The following is a 15,596-nucleotide window of genomic DNA, read 5'->3' on the forward strand; positions in this document are numbered from 1 at the left end:
GGGTGGCACGCCCGCCGGGTCAGCCCTCGTCGCGCAGCCGGGCCGCCAGGGTGGTCAGCGGCTCGGTCTCCTCGGCGTGGCCCAGGTCGGTGAGCCGCGAGACCGCCCCGTCCAGGCGGGCGAGGGCGGGCTCGGGGCGTTCCAGGTAGAGGCCCTGCACGACGGCCGCGAGCCGGACGCACTCGGCCCACTCGCCGACGTGGTCCCGGTCGTGGGAGTCGGGTTCGGGTTCACCGAGGAGGACGAGCGCCTTGTCCAGAGCGGTCAGGGAGGTCTCGTACTCCTTGGCGTAGGCGTTGACCCGCCCGTGCTCGTAGGCGAGGGCGCTGTCCAGGTCGCGGCCCCGGGCCCGGTACCCCGCGGCCCGGGCCTCGTCGGCGACCCGGCCGGCGTCGGCGAGCAGGGCGAGCGCGTCGGCCAGGCCCTCGGCACCCTGCTGCTGGGCCTGGAGGCGGGCGAGTTCGCGCAGGCAGCTGCTGAGCTGCTCGTAGCGCGGTTCCCTGGCGTGCGCGGCGAGGGCCTGGTCGGCGGCTTCGCGGGCCGGGCCGAACTCGCCGGACTCGGCGAGGAGCATGGCGGTCTCCGCGGCGATCATGGCGTGGCTGCCGGGGTCGTCGTCCCAGCCGGCCGACTCGGCCGCGAGGGCGGCGTACTCCGCCGTGGCGGCCTTGAGGTCCTCCCCCGCGTGCAGCGCGCGGGCGCGGGCCAGGCGCAGCTGGGCGACGAGCCGGTCGTCCACCTCCCCGGCGGCGATGTCCGGTTCGGCCAGGAGGGAGTCGAGCAGCGCGATGCAGTCCTCGACGCGGCCCAGGTCGAGAGTGAGCTGGGCCGCGTTGCTGTAGGTGCAGAACGCGTCGAAGCGGCTGCCGCGGCGCAGTTCCAGCTCCGCGGAGCGGGTCAGGTGCCGCAGCGCCTCGTCGGGGCGGCCCAGCCGCATGGACGCCTCGGCCAGGTCACCGTGGAGGCGGGCGGCGCCGCCGGCGTGGGACGGCCAGTCGGCCGCCAGCCGCAGGCCCTCGGTCAGGTCCGCGTGCGCGGCCTTCGGATCCTTGAGGCCGAGCTGGATCCGGCCGCGCAGCGCGAACGTGCGGGGCAGGTACCAGGCGGGGCCGTCCGCCTTCAGCCGGTCGAGGAGGGCGTCGATCTGCGTGATCGCGGTGGGCAGGTCGCCGGAGACGGCGTACGTGCTGGCCCGCAGCAGAAGGGCGCCGGAGACCTGTCCGGTGATGTCGTGCCGGGTGGCGAAGTCGAGCAGCAGGTCCACCTCGGCGAGGACCGGCGCGATGTGTTCGTCGTTCCTCGACGTCTGCAACCGCATGCCGAGCGCGGTCGCCCGCAGCCGCAGCAGACGGGCCTCCTGGTACGGGGCGAGGCCCGACGCCTCCTCGTGCAGCCGGACCAGGGCCGCGTGGGCGGCGGTCAGCGCGGCGGCCCGCTCCTCGGCCTCGTCGCCGTGCTCGCCGGGAAGGCCGCCCGCGGGCAGCAGCGCGCAGGCACGGGCGAGCGCCGCGTGGCCGGGCGCCCCGGCCTCGTCGTACAGGCCCGCGGCCTCCTCGTACCGGGCGGCGGCCTCGTCGAACTCCTCCTTGTCGCCCGCCCGGCCCGCCTCGTCCTCCAGCAGGTCGGCGCGCAGCCGTACGAGCGGCCCCACGGCCGGGTCGTCGGGGTGGACGTAGCCGGGGGCGGCGACGAGGGTGCGCAGCCGGGCCCAGCAGGCCACCGCGTCCGGATGTCCCCGGTCGTCCAGCTCCCGTGCCCGGGTGATGAGTTCGGGCAGCGACTCGGGCACGGCGGCAGGCGCCGAGGCGGGCGCGGGTACGGCCGCCGGGGCCACGTCGTCGAGGCCACGGGCGCGCAGGGTCAGTTCGAGTGCGTCCAGGAGGGGGGCGCGGTCGAGGCGGGCCCGGCGCCGGTCGGTGTGGGCCGTGGTGCCGTTGCGGGTGTCGAAGCGGGCGGCGAGGTCGTCGGCGCGGCCCCGCACCTCGGCGCGCAGGCCGGCCACCGTCCAGGTGCGGCCCGCGTAGCCGGCGGCGGGCAGCCCGCCGTGGCCGAGGAGTTCGACGCGCTGGAGGAGGACCTCCACGCCGGTGAGGAAGCCGAGCTGGTCCAGCGGCGAGTCGACCTCGTCGAACAGGTTCCGGTTCTCCGCGAGGAGTTCGAGGCCGCGGGCCTCGTTGCCGGTGAGCGCGCAGAACTCCAGGTGGCGGCCGACCTCGCCGGACATCGAGGGGTTGCGGCGGCAGGCGCGGTAGCCGGAGAGGTGCAGGGCGCGGGCCCGGTCGGCGGCGCCGGTGCGCAGCAGGGGAAGCAGCGCGTAGGAGACGGACCGGGCGGGCTCCTCCTGGCAGGACTCCTTCCCGGCCAGGACGGGCTCCCAGGTGCGCAGCGCCCGCTCGTCGTCGTCCCCGTCGAGGTGGTACAGGGCGCGGTCGCAGATCTCGCAGGCCTCGCAGTCGCTGAGCCGGGTCCGGGTGCGTCCCGCCCACAGTTCGTAGGCGAGGCCGGTGTCCTCGCCGGCGTGGGCGGCGAGCCGGTAGGCCTGTGCGTAGTAGGGCTGGAGCGCCAGGCCGGCCTTCTCGTACCGGTCGCGCATCTCGGTCAGCCACTGGCGCAGACTCGCGAGGGGTATCTCGGGGAGCGCGATCAGGGCGTTGGCCACCCACTTGAACCGCCAGAACAGCATGTGCCGCAGCCGCTCGTCGAAAACGTCGGGCTGTTCGTCGAAGAGGGTGAGCAGGCGGGCGAAGACGACCGGCGACTTACGGGGTTCAGAGCCGTAGGTGTAGGCCTCCTGGAGTTCCAGGAGCGCGTGGACGAGCGCCCGGGGTTCCGCGAACTGCTCGGCGGCCTCGGTCAGTTCCTCGGCCGTGACGGTGCGGGTGCGGCCGTAGGGGCGCCGGTCGTTCTCCTGGAGCGCCTGGTACAGCTCGTCCGTGTTCTGGGGATGGGGTGCGGAGGGCATCGTCAGCTGTCCTTGCGGAGGGCGTGGGCGAGGAGGTCGAGGAAGGAGCGGTTGATGAGGCTCGACTCGGCGGGCCTGAGCGGGCGCCGGGACAGCATCGCGGCCTGCCCGTAGAGGGCTTCGGCGCTGGTGCGGGCCAGTTCGGGCTCGTCGATGGTGACCGCGGTGCGGACCAGCGGGTTGAGCTGGTTGAGGATCAGCTGGGCCCGCGGGGCCTCCTGGCGCAGGTGGCCGAGGATGTCGCCCCACACGCCGCCCTGCTGCTCGCGGGCGAGCTGGGAGCGGCTGCGCTCGTGCCGGGCCTCGCGGCTGTCGAGGAGGAGGGCGGGCGCGGAGGCGGGTTGGAAGGTGCGCAGGGCGACGTCGCAGTCGAAGACGGCGAGGGCGTCGCGGGCCTGCGCGAGGTAGGCCGCGGCGGCGAGCTCCGTCTCCCGGTCGACGGTGTCGAGGTGGGCGGTGAGGGTGCCCGGGTCGAGATCGGCGACGGCGACCTCGGGCCTGATCTCCGGCAGCCGGTGGACCAGTTCGCGGTCGTAGGTGTAGCCGCCGTTGACGACACCGAGCCCGGCCGCCGCGGCGATCGCCGCCACCTGCCGGAACTCCTCGACGCTGGAGGTCACGAGGACGGTGCGGTGGGTGCGCGCGAACTCGTCGAGGGTGGCGTGTCCGTCGGTGGTCTCGAACGGCAGCCACGGCAGCAGCATCCGCAGGATCTCGTCGTCGTGCACGGCGAGCGACTTGACGGCCAGGTGGTGCGTCTGGAGGAAACGGCCGAGGAGGTCGGGGTCGCTGGCGGCGGTCCGGGCGATCCAGGAGCGCAGCCGTTCGGCGAGGGCGTCGCGGACCGCGGCGAGGGTGTCGTCCTCGTACAGGGACTCGCGGGACGCGGTCGGGCGCAGGCTCTCGGCGTCGAGGACGCAGCGGACGAAGAACGCCCACTCGGGCAGGATCTCCTCGGCCTGCTCGGACAGCAGCATGCCCTTGACGTGCACGCGGTGGCCGTGGCGGCGCCCGGCCGGCACCGCCTCGGGGAGCACGCAGGCGATGCCCTTCAGACCCACGGCCGGCAGGTCCAGGTCGATGGTGTCCAGCGGCGTGAAGCCGAAGATCTCCTCGCCGTACGCGGCCAGCGCACGGGAGCGCGCGCCCGGTGTGGGGTAGCTGCGCGCCCAGGGTGCGGGCTCGGGATTGACGGGTGCGGCAGGGCCGCCTGCGCCGTCCTCGAAGGTCACCGGGTGGCGCAGCAGGGAGCCGAAGTGCCGTGCCAGCGCCTGTACTTGGACCGGCCGGGTCCACTCCCCCGCGTCGGCGCGGGGGGTGAGTGTGACGGTGGTGCCGGGCCGGGGGCGGGCGGTGGCGGGCAGCGCGCGGACGGTGTAGCTGCCGTCGCCGCGGCCCCGCCACTCCACGGCGGGGGCGTCGGGGGTGCGGGCGGACCGGCTGACGACGTGGATCTCGTCGGCGACCAGGAAGCAGGAGAGCAGGCCGATGCCGAACTGGCCGATGAAGTCGGCCCGTTGCTCGGCGACCTGCTCCGCCCGTTTGCTGCTGCGGCCGATGGTGGCGAGGAAGGTGTGCACGTCGGCCTCGGTGAGGCCGACCCCGTCGTCCTCCACCCGGACCACCGAACCGTCGGCGTACAGGCGGATGCCGAACGCGCCTGCGGCGGCGCCCGGTTCGAGGCTGTGCCGGGCGGTCAGCGCGTCCACCGCGTTCTGCAGGAGTTCGCGCAGGTAGACGCGCGGGCTGGAGTAGAGGTGGTGGGAGAGGAGGTCGACGAGGCCGCGCAGGTCCACCTGGAAGGTGCGGTCGGCGCCGGCCGGGCTCGCGGGGGTGTGGGGCAGAGTCATCACAGAGTCCGGGGTGGGGTGATCGAGAAGTGACGGGCGGAAGGTGCGCCGGGCGGCGCGGGCGACACCGGCGAGCGCGGCACGGGAGGCACCGGTGACGGCGGCCGGTTCAGGCGCGGCGCCGGAAGCGGGCGTACGTCTTCTCCGGCTGCGCCATGTAGGTCCAGGGCCACCGGGTCCAGGCACCGTCCAGCTCGTGGAAGACCCGTGGGGCCACGACGGTCTCGGCCGCCAGCGACAGGGCCATGGCGAAGATGTTGAAGTCCTCCTGCCAGCCCGGGCGCCGCTCGTAACCGGGGTGGAGGATGCTCCGCTCGGCCGCGTCCCTCAACTCGCGCTGGATCTCGGGGGTGTCGAGGCAGTCCTTGTCGTCCGACTCCACCCAGTCCTCGATGTGGGCCATGGCGACCACGCAGCCGAGACGATGGCCGTCGGGAGCGCCGGCGAACGCCTTCCGCGCGAACTCCAGCGCCTGGCCCGGCTCGCCGTGCCAGCGGGGCTGCAGGTGCGACACCCACTCGATGTGGGTCGCCAGGTCCAGCGGGTCGCGGCGCAGGGCCGCGTCGAACCGGGCCTCGTTGACGGCGGTGCCCACCGACATGCCGCGGCCCGAGGTGAGCAGGCGCCGCCACGGGGTGATCCACTCCGGCCGCAGCTCGGCCGCTTCGAGCAGGTGCTCCTCCGCGATCTCCAGCCGCTCGTAGAAGACGCGCCACTGGTCCCGCGAGACGTCCGTGGCACGGGCGGAGGTTCGCGCCTCCCAGCCCCAGCTGATGTGCCGCGCCCCGGACATCAGCAGCGCCGTCGCCCGGTGCTCCTCGTCCTCCTCGGCGGCCCGGCCGATCCAGTCCTGCATACCGTCGACGTCGGACAGCTCGCCCAGCACCTGGTGGTCGCGGCCGAGATCGAAGTGGGCGGACGCCATCCTCACCGCGTCCCAGTCCCCCGACTCCGCCGCCACCAGCAGCGCCATGACCCGGGTGTCCCCGAGGGACTGCAGCTTGTACACCCCGTTCTGCCTGCGCGGCACGGGAAGCGCATGCGGATCCGCCGCCGGTTTCTCCCCGCCTCTACCGAACAGCTTGCCGAACATGCCGCGCCCTCCCCAGGTTCCGCGTGATCATTCCGGTGCAGCATAAGCGGCCCCACCGACATCACTTCCACAGGGTTTTCACGGGGGACCCACGACGACCCCTCCCACCAAGGGTGTGACGGGCGCGGCAGCCGGGGTTTCGGCTGCGGCGCGGATGGGTTCGGCGGGGGTGGGCGGGGGGTGGCGGTGAGTGAGGGGGGCGGTGGCGGTGAGTGGGGGGCGGTGGCCGTGAGTGGGGGGGGCGGTGGCGGCGCGGACGGGTTCGGTGGCGGTGAACGGGGCGTTCAGCGGCGGTGGACGCTGACGGCGTACCCGCCGCCGTCGTACGGGGCGGCGTCCCAGGTGGCGAAGCGGTCGACGGGAGTGAGGCCGGCCGCGGCGCAGCAGTCGTCGTACTCGGGCAGGGTGATGCCGGGCGGTACGGGCAGATGGGCCTCGTCCAGGCCGAAGCCGGCGACCAGCAGACCGCCCGGGCGCAGGGCCGCCGCCAGGCGCCCGACCACGGCGGCCTCGGTGCCGGCGGCGAGCAACGGGAAGATGTTGCCCGCGGCGACCACGAGATCGAAGTCCGCCGCGATGCCGAGCCGGCTGGGCTCGAACTCGGCCAGGTCGGCCTGGATCCAGGGCAGTTCAGGCGCCTGCTCCCGCGCCACTGCCAGCATCGACGCGTCGAGATCGACCCCGACGCAGTCGTACCCGAGCTCCGCGAGCCGGATCATGACCCGCCCGGTACCGCACCCGGCGTCCAGCACACGCGCCCCGACGGGCACGAGCGCCGCGCAGAACCGCGCCTCACCGTGCACGTCCTTGCCGCTCCGGGCCACGGCGGCGAACCGGGCGGCGTACTCCCGTCCGGACGTCCCACCGGTCAGCTCGTGCCAGCGACTCATGCGACGAACTATAGGCCGACCGCGTGCCGCTCGAAGACACGCCCGAATCACCCGCGCGGGCCGGGGCCGGCCGTCGGCGACGGCCGTGGCGGACGGCCTCTGCCGCGGGCCCTCGGGGAGATGACACCGCCCGCGAGCAGGCTCCTCGCGGACGCCACGGACGCTTCCGCACCTCGCCGGCCACCTCGACGCCGCCCAACACGTCTCCCGCGCCCCCGCCACCTCACCTCCCGCCCGCCCCCGCCATCCCGCTGTCTCACCGCCCCGCCGCCAAGCCGCCCCGCCGCCCCGCCGCTAGGCCGCTAGGCCGCTAGGCCGCTAGGCCGCTAGGCCACCCCCTCGCCGCTCGGTACCGACGGTCCGCCCCAGGCTCGGAGGCGGAGTTCCTCCTCCTTCGTGCAGTCGATCCGTTTCATGGCGAAGGCCAGGATCGGGGGTGCCATGACGGACGTGGCCACGGCGACGAGCACGATGATCGTGTAGGAGTCGGTCGTCAGGACGCCCAGGCGCAGCCCGACCATGGCCACGATCACCTCGACCACGCCGCGTGCGTTCATCCCGGCGCCCAGCGCCAGCGCCTCCCAGCGGCTCAGGCGGCTCAGGCGTGCGCCCACGAACGCGCCGGTGAACTTGCCGATCACCGCGACGGCGAGCACGATCAGCGCCGCGGCCAGCACCGGCGGCTTCGCCAGGGCGCGCAGATCGATCCGCAGCCCGGCGGTCGCGAAGAACACCGGTGCCAGGGCGGCCGGCACCACCGTGCGCAGGGACGCCGTCCTGGCCGGCACCCACTCCCGGCTTGAGCCGATCAGGATGCCGCAGACGAACGCCCCGAACACCGGCTCAAGACCCAGCGCCTGCGTACCCGCGGCCGACATCAGCAGCAGGGCCGCGACCGCGGCCACCGTCCGCTCGGCGGAGGGGCCGCACCGGCGCAGCACGCGCCGGACGACCGGTCTGCCGACCACCACGGCCAGCACGACCACCAGCACCAGCGCACCGACCGAACGGCCGACCGTCCCGGCGGTCAGCCCGCCGACCGCCGCCGCCGAGATCACCGACAGCATCATCCAGCCGAACGCGTCGTCGATCATGCCCGCGGCGAGCGTGAGCTGACCGACGTCCCGGTGGATCAGCCCCATGTCCATCAGCGTCTTGGCGATCACCGGTATGGCGCTGACACACATGGCCACGCCCATGAACATCACGAACACCGGGGTGTCGGAGTCCGAGTCGAGCAGACCGGCCAGCGGGTAGCCGAGCGCGATGCCGAGGCCCAGCGGGACGAGCAGCCCGGCGAGGCTGACCCGTAGCGCGGTGGACCGTCGGCGGCGGATCATCCGCAGGTCCGTCTCCATGCCCGTCAGCCCCACCAGCAGCAGCACCGCGACCTGTCCGACCGCGTCGAGCAGGTGCATCTGCTCCGGCTGCCGGGGCAGCAGCCACCCGGCCGCGCCCGGGGCGGCCCAGCCGGCCAGCGAGGGACCGAGCAGCACCCCCGCGCTCAACTCCCCGACGATGGCGGGCAGCCCCAGCCGTCCGGCCAGTCTGCCCAGCACGATCGCCAGCGACAGCAGCACACCCACCTGGAGCAGGAAGAGGAGCATCGGGTGCGCGCCGATCGGCGGGACCGGCGCCGCCGCCAGGGTGTCAGTCACGCACACCCCGAGACACGGGCAACGGACGGGACAGCTCGCCGTACTGCCGGAAGCCGTAGAGCAGCGAGCTGTCCCGGTCGAAGCGTTCGACGGACCGCACCACCCCGACGACGATCACGTGGTCGCCGTCGGGGTGGGTGCGCGCGACGGTGCAGTCCGCGATGGCGTGCGCGGACTCCACCAGGGCGGGGCTGCCGGTCCGGGCGGACGGTTTCCACACCACCCGCTCGAACCGGTCCGCCGCGCCGGAGGCGAAGAGCGCCGCCACGTCCTCCGCGTCCCCGTGCAGCAGGTTCACCGCGAACGCGCCGCTGGCGAGCACCGCGTCCAGGGTCGGACTCTGGGCGCGCAGACAGACCAGCAGCCGCGGCGGAGCCGTGCTCAGACTGCACAGGGACGAACACGTCATCCCCCAGGGCGGGTCGACGCCCCGCCGGGCGGTGACCACCGACACACCGGTGGGGAAGCCCGCCATCATCTCGCGGAACTCGCCGTCCATCGGCACCCTCACCTCACCCGAGCCGCCCGGCGCCGGCCCGTGTGTCCCGCGCTCACGCGCCGTCACGCATCCTCCGGAAGTACTCGTTCTGGGTGGGCAGACTCGCCACCAGCGCGCGGGCCTTGTCCTTGATGAGCTGGAACTCGGCCAGCGCGTCCTTCTCGTCGATCAGGTCGAGCGCCGGCGAGGGCCGTACGTCGATGCCGCCGGTGCCGAGCAGGATGCAGTTGTACGAGTACGGCGGCAGGCCGTGGTAGCGGGGGTAGACGCTGCCCGTGTCCGGGACCTTGCTCTCCCACTGCTCCAGCCGCTCGGCGAGCGCGTCGGGTATGGCGCGGGTGTTGGTGTCCCGCCAGTACTGGTTGTCGGCGCGCTTGGCGCCCCGGTAGTGCAGGACGAGGAACTCACGGACGCCGTCCATGACGTTCGTCACCGAGGCGTTGTACTGCTCGCGCAGCGAGAGGTCCCAGTCGGCGGCCGGGTAGTACTTGACCAGTTGCTCGATGGCGTAGTGGATGAAGAAGATGCCGGTGGACTCCAGCGGCTCGACGAACCCGCTGGACAGGCCTATGGCCACACAGTTGTTGACCCATGACCGCCGGCTGCGGCCGATCCGCATCCTGATGTGGTTGGCCTGGACGTCCGCGGCGGCGGGGCCGACGAACTCGCGCAGCGTCCGCTCGGCCTCCTCGGGCTCCAGGTAGTCCCGGGAGTAGACGTATCCGGTGCCGATCCGGCTGATCAGCGGGATGGTCCAGATCCAGCCCGCGTCCTGGGCGGTGGCCGTGGTGCACGGCCGCAGCGGGTCCTTGTCCATGTCCATGGGCACCTGGAGGGCGACCGCGCTGTCGTTGGGCAGGGTGTCCTGGTACGACACGAACGGCTCGTCCAGCGTCTTGTTCAGGAGCAGCGCGCGGAAACCGGTGCAGTCGACGAACAGGTCGCCCGTCAGGCGGCCGTGCTCGGCGGTCTGCACGTGCGAGATCCAGCCGCGCTCGTCGAGCCCCACGTCCTGCACGGTGTCGACGACGTGCCGCACCCCGCGCTGGGTGGCGTACCTGGTGAGGAACTTGGCCAGCAGGTGCGCCTCGAAGTGGTAGGCGTAGGGGAACTGCGCGCCCTGGTAGTCGGCGATGGTCGTGGGCAGTTCGTCGTTCTCGACGAACTCCTGTTCCAGCAGGCGCCCGTCGAGGTAACGCGGACTGCGCCCGGCGTCGCACAGGTTGGCCATCACGAAGCAGTCGACGTCGAACCGGCTGGTGGTCGGGTAGCGCAGCCACCAGTCGGTGAGCGGGAAGCCCTTGACCGACCCGAGCTGCTCGAACGGGTGGTAGAAGTGGTGCCCCGGCTCACGCCAGTTCTCGAACCGGACCGCGAGCTTGTACGTGGCGTTGCACGCGGGCATCCAGTCCCGCTCGGCCAGGCCGAGGAACTCGAAGTAGTGCCTGATGTCGCTGAACGTGGCCTCGCCGACGCCGATCGTGCCGACGTCCGCCGACTCCACCAGCGTGATCTTGACCCGGTCGCCGAAGGCGGCGGTCAGGTACGCCGCCGTCATCCATCCCGCCGTACCACCGCCGACGATGACGACGTTCTCCACGGCAGCCGAACGGGACTGATCACTGACAGGAGCATTCATGTTTTGTCACTCCATTTCCTTGATTTTTCGCCGTATTGATGCGCTGCGGCACCGTCCCCCTGATCGGTGCCGTCGTGGTGGGTCAGTTCTCCAGGCCGAGCCAGGCGGCGATGCGCGCCCAGGCCTCGCCGAGTCGGTCGGGTGCCAGCAGGTCCGAGTGCCGGCACGCAAGGCGTTCTTCGGTGATGTCGCCGGCGATGTGCGGGCGCCAGCGTTCGGTGGTGGGTTCGTCGTCCGGCTTGTCCGCGGCGGCGACGACGAGCAGCGCGTCACCGCCGAAACGGCCGCACCGGTGCGCGGAGTTGATGGACGCGTTGTTCTGGTAGACGCGGGCGAAGATCTGGATCTCCGCGTCGGAGAGTCCGCCGAGCGTCTCGCCGGCCTCCGCCTGCATCCTGGCCACCAGCCGGTCCAGATCGGGCCCTCGCCGTTCGAACTGCGCTGACTCTTCAGACTCTTCAGACTCTTCCGGCTGTTCGGAGTGTTCCGGCTGCTGTTCCGGCTGATGTTCCGGATAGGCGTCGAGGATGACGAGTACGACCTCCTCGCCGGCCGCCTCCAGTTGTACGGCGATCTCGTGGGCCGGGATGCCACCGGCCGAGAACCCGAGCACGTGGTAGGGCCCGGCCTCCTGGACGGAGCGGATCTGCCGGATGTAGTCGGCCGCCATCTCCGTGACGGAGGCGGCGAACGCGCTGCTGCCGTCGAAGCCGCGGGCCTGGAGCCCGTACAGGCGCATCTCGCGCGGCACGTGGCGGACCAGCGGGCTGTACGACCAGCTGAGGCCGCCGGCCGGGTGGACGCAGAAGAACGGGGCGTGGCTGCCGTCGGTCTTCAGCGGCAGGAGCACGTCCAGCGAGTCTGCCACCGACGACAGGTCCATCCGGTTCAGCAGCGCGGCCACCGTGGGGGCGGCGAGCAGCGTGCCGACGGAGACCGACACACCTCGTTCCCGCAGCCGGGCCACGAGCTTGACCGCCAGCAGTGAATGGCCCCCGCACTGGAAGAAGTTGTCGTCGAGCCCGAACTCCGCGAGCCCGAGCACCTCGGCGAACGTCTCGCACAGCAGGTCCTCCAGCACCGTGCCGGGACCGCGGCGGGCGCCACGGGTCCGTCCCGGCGCGGTCGGGTCGGGTGCGGGCAGCGCGGCGCGGTCGAGTTTGCCGTTCACCGTGAGCGGGAGTCCGGCGAGTACGACGAACGCGGCCGGGACCATGTACTCCGGCAGCCGCTGCCGGGCGAAGGCCCGCAGTTCGGCGAGCAGCCGGGGGGCCACGGCCTCGTCAGGACCGTCGGCGTTGTCGGAGCCGTCGGCGTTGTCGGAGCCGTCGGCGTCGTCGGGACCCTCCTGGCCGTCCGGGCCCTCGGAGCCGTCGGCCGGGACGACGTAGGCCACCAACCTCGGATCGCCCGGAGTGTCCTCGCGAGCGACGACAGCCGCCTGCGCGAGCCCCGGGTGCGCGGCGAGCACGGCCTGGATCTCACCCGGCTCGATCCGGAAGCCGCGGATCTTCACCTGGTCGTCGGCCCGTCCCGCGAAGACCAGGTTGCCGTCCGCGGTCCACCGCATCCGGTCGCCGGTACGGTACATCCGCTCCCCTGCGGCGAACGGGCAGGCCACGAACCGTTCCGTCGTCAGGCCGGGCCTGCCCGCGTAACCACGGGCCAGCCCCGCCCCGGCGACGTACAACTCACCGGTCACCCCGGCCGGCACCGGCTGCAGCCACTCGTCGAGCACGTACAGCCGGGTGTTGGCGACGGGTCCGCCGATGTCCACGGCTCCGCCCGCCACCCGTACCGGGTTCAGGGGCGCGGACATGGTGGCGCAGACGGTGGTCTCGGTCGGCCCGTAGGCGTTGACCAGCTCCCGCCCTTCGGCCCAGCGCTCGGCAACCCTCGGGTCGAGCGCGGAGCCCGCCGACACGAGCGTGCGCAGGCCGGCGTAGTCGGCGGGCTGTTCCACCGCCAGTACGGCGGGCGGCAGCGTCGCATGGCTGACCCGCCACCGGTCCACGACCTCCGCGAGCCCGGTGCCCGGCGACAGCTCGTCGGCAGGCGCCACCACCAGCGCGGCGCCCGCGCCCAGCGCCATGAGCAGCTCCCAGGTCGCGGCGTCGAAGCCCACGCTGGCGAACTGGAGGACCCGGTCCCCGGCCCGTACCCCGAGCCGCCGGCGCTGTGCCTCGGCGAGGTTCACGGCGCCCGCATGGGACAGGACGACCCCCTTGGGGCGCCCGGTGGAACCGGAGGTGTAGATCACGTATGCCGCCTGCTGGGGCGAGATGCCGACACGGTCCAGGTCGAGGTCCCCAGCCAGGTCCAGGTCGTCCAGTACGGTGCGCGGCACGTCGGTGATCAGGGCGGCGTCCTGCGGGGCGCGTGTCGTGGCGGCGGCCACGGCGGCCTCGTCCAGGAGCCGGGCGCAGGCGCGGGAGGTGAGTACGTGCGCGGCGCCGCTGTCGGCCAGGAGGTAGGCCAGCCGTTCGGCCGGCTGCTGCGGGTCGATCGGCAGATACGCCGCCCCCGCCTTCAGCACTCCGACGAGAGCCGTGACGAGTCCGGCGCCCCGCTCCATCAGGACCGCCACCACGGATTCGGCCCGCACCTCCCGTCCGGTCAGATGCCGGGCGAGCCGGTCGGCACGGGCGTCGAGTCCGGCGTACGAGATCTCGACACCGTCACCGAGCAGGGCGGGCGCGTCCGGCGTGCGCACCACCTGTGCCTCGAACAGCTCGACCACCGTGCGGGCCGGCACCGGGGCAGCGGAGTCGTTCCAGTCGGCCAGCAACTCCTCCCGTTCGGCTTCGGCGAGCACCTGGATCTCGTGCAGGTGCCGTTCGGGCTCGACGGCCACCTGCCTCACGACCCGCACCCACCGCTCGGTGAGGAGCCCGACGGTCGCCGGGTCGAAGACGTCCGCCGCCGCGGTGACCGCGCCACGAAGACCCGCGGGCCTGCCGTCGCCGTCCAGCGACTCCCTGACGGTCAGCTCCAGGTCGAATTTCGCGGTCGCGGTCAGGGAGTTGGCGCCCGTGGGCGCTACGGCCCCCCGCTCGACGACCGGGTTGCCGAGCCTCGCCGACTGCGCGCGCGGCAGGTCCGCGACCGTGTGCTCGACGTTCTCCACACCGAGTACGACCTGGAAGAGCGGGTGCCGGGCGAGTGAGCGGGTCGGGGCCAGTTCCTCGACGAGCCGTTCGAAGGGGACGTCCTGGTTTTCCAGCGCGGCAAGACTGCGCTCCCGCACCCGCGCCAGCACATCCCGGAAAGCCGGGTCACCCGAGAGGTCGGTACGGATGACCAGGGTGTTCACGAAGAACCCGACGAGATCGTCAAGCCCCTCGTCCGTACGCCCCGCCACCGCAGACCCGATCGGAATGTCCTCCCCCGCACCCAACCGCGACAACAGCACCGCCAGCGCAGCCTGCAACACCATGAACACCGTCACACCCTCGGCCCTGGCCAACTCGACCAGCCCGGCGTGCACATCCGCCGGAATGTCCAGCGGAACACTGTGGCCGCGATGCGTTGCCACCGGTGGGCGGGGGTGGTCGAAGGGCAGGTCGAGTTCCTCGGGCACACCGTCCAATGCCTGCCGCCAGTAGGCGACCTGACGGCTTATCAAGCTCTCCGGGTCATCCTCGTCGCCGAGCAACTCCCGCTGCCACAGCGTGTAGTCCGCGTACTGCACCGGCAACGGCACCCACTCCGGCGCCCGCCCCTCACACCGCGCCGCATACGCCGCCGAGAGGTCCCGCGCCAACGGCCCCATCGACCAGCCGTCCCCCGCGATGTGATGCACCACCAGCACCAACGCCGTCCCCGCGTCACCGATCCTGAGCAGCGACGCCCGTACAGGTATCTCACCCTCCAGATCGAAGGCATGGCGCGCCCGCACCATGACGGCTTCCGACACCTCCGCGGGCGACGCGTCCGCCAGGTCGACGGTCTCCAGGTCCCAGTCCAGCTCCGCCACCGGTACGACGTGCTGATACGGCTCCCCGTCGACCGCAGGGAACCTCGTGCGGAGTACCTCGTGCCGCCCGAGTACGTCACGCAGTGCGGCACCGAGTGCGGTCGCGTCCACGTCGGCCGAGAGCCGTAGAACGGTGGGAATGTTGTAGGTGGGGCTTGGGCCTTCGAGCTGGGCCAGGAACCACAGGCGCTGCTGCGCAAAAGACAGCGGAGGCCGGCCGGGCCGCTCGACAGCAGCGGTCAGCGCAGGACGGAGGATGCCATCCGCCCGGGCCGCACCGAGGTAGACCGCCAGGGCCGCGGGCGTCGGCGCCTGGAACAACGCCCGGACCCCCACCTCCTCGCCGAGCAGCACCCGGACACGGGAGACCAGCCGGACTGCAAGCAGGGAATGCCCGCCGAGCACGAAGAAGTCGTCGTCCACACCGACGGAATCCACTCCGAGCACCTGCGCGAAGGCGGCACACAGCAGCTCCTCACGGACATCCGCCGGGGCACGCCCCGAGCTACCCGCCGCAGCCTCGGGAGCCGGCAGAGCCGCACGGTCCACCTTCCCGTTCGCATTCAACGGCAACTCGTCCAGCACCACGACAGCCGACGGCACCATGTACCCCGGCAACCGCGAAGCAGCGAACTCCTGCACAGCAGCCACGAGTTCCCGTGCGTCCGGTGCCGACCGGTCAGGTACGACGTACGCGACCAGGCGCATCTCGCCGACACCATCCGCCCGGGCCATCACCGTGGCCTGCCCGACCTGGGGGTGTGCGGCGACGACCGCCTGCACCTCACCCGGCTCGATCCGGAACCCACGAATCTTCACCTGATCATCCACCCGACCGGCGAACACCAGCCGACCGTCGGAAGTCCAGCGAGCCCGGTCCCCGGTGCGATACATCCGCACACCCCACCCGAACGGGCAGGCGACGAAACGCTCGGCGGACAACGGCGCGTTACCGACATAACCACGAGCCAGCTGAACACCTGCTACGTACAACTCCCCCACCACACCGGGAGCGACGGGCCGCAGCCA

The 15,596-nt window shown here is 72.7% G+C and carries 8 protein-coding genes; all 8 read right to left on the reverse strand.

From position 1 onward, the window contains the following. Positions 1 to 19 precede the first annotated feature (19 nt). On the reverse strand, positions 20 to 2,962 hold the full coding sequence (locus tag AB0D74_RS32220; protein WP_362594809.1) for a hypothetical protein: 2,943 nt from the start codon (positions 2,960 to 2,962) through the stop codon (positions 20 to 22). A gap of 2 nt (positions 2,963 to 2,964) precedes the next feature. After that, positions 2,965 to 4,812 (reverse strand): HSP90 family protein, encoded by a 1,848-nt coding sequence (locus tag AB0D74_RS32225; protein WP_362594811.1) that lies wholly within the window; start codon positions 4,810 to 4,812, stop codon positions 2,965 to 2,967. A 109-nt stretch (positions 4,813 to 4,921) separates the two neighbouring features. Further along, positions 4,922 to 5,905: a hypothetical protein gene (locus tag AB0D74_RS32230; protein WP_362594813.1), complete on the reverse strand. Its 984-nt coding sequence runs from the start codon at positions 5,903 to 5,905 to the stop codon at positions 4,922 to 4,924. Between the two features lie 284 nt (positions 5,906 to 6,189). Next, positions 6,190 to 6,795 carry a class I SAM-dependent methyltransferase gene (locus AB0D74_RS32235; RefSeq protein WP_362594815.1) on the reverse strand — a complete coding sequence of 202 codons (606 nt, stop codon included), beginning with the start codon at positions 6,793 to 6,795 and terminating at the stop codon, positions 6,190 to 6,192. A gap of 326 nt (positions 6,796 to 7,121) precedes the next feature. Next, positions 7,122 to 8,453, reverse strand: coding sequence for a cation:proton antiporter (locus AB0D74_RS32240; protein WP_362594817.1), 1,332 nt, complete (start codon positions 8,451 to 8,453; stop codon positions 7,122 to 7,124). Then, positions 8,446 to 8,952 (reverse strand): flavin reductase family protein, encoded by a 507-nt coding sequence (locus tag AB0D74_RS32245; protein WP_362594819.1) that lies wholly within the window; start codon positions 8,950 to 8,952, stop codon positions 8,446 to 8,448. The genes AB0D74_RS32240 and AB0D74_RS32245 overlap by 8 nt, the downstream gene beginning before the upstream one ends. 52 nt (positions 8,953 to 9,004) lie before the next feature. Continuing rightward, positions 9,005 to 10,591, reverse strand: coding sequence for a tryptophan halogenase family protein (locus tag AB0D74_RS32250; RefSeq protein WP_362594821.1), 1,587 nt, complete (start codon positions 10,589 to 10,591; stop codon positions 9,005 to 9,007). Between the two features lie 82 nt (positions 10,592 to 10,673). Beyond that, a complete protein-coding gene (locus AB0D74_RS32255) occupies positions 10,674 to 15,386 on the reverse strand; it encodes an amino acid adenylation domain-containing protein (RefSeq protein ID WP_362594823.1) in 4,713 nt (1,570 codons plus the stop codon). Positions 15,387 to 15,596: the final 210 nt, after the last annotated feature.

This window comes from Streptomyces sp. NPDC048278, from assembly GCF_040652195.1.
GTDB lineage: Bacteria > Actinomycetota > Actinomycetes > Streptomycetales > Streptomycetaceae > Streptomyces.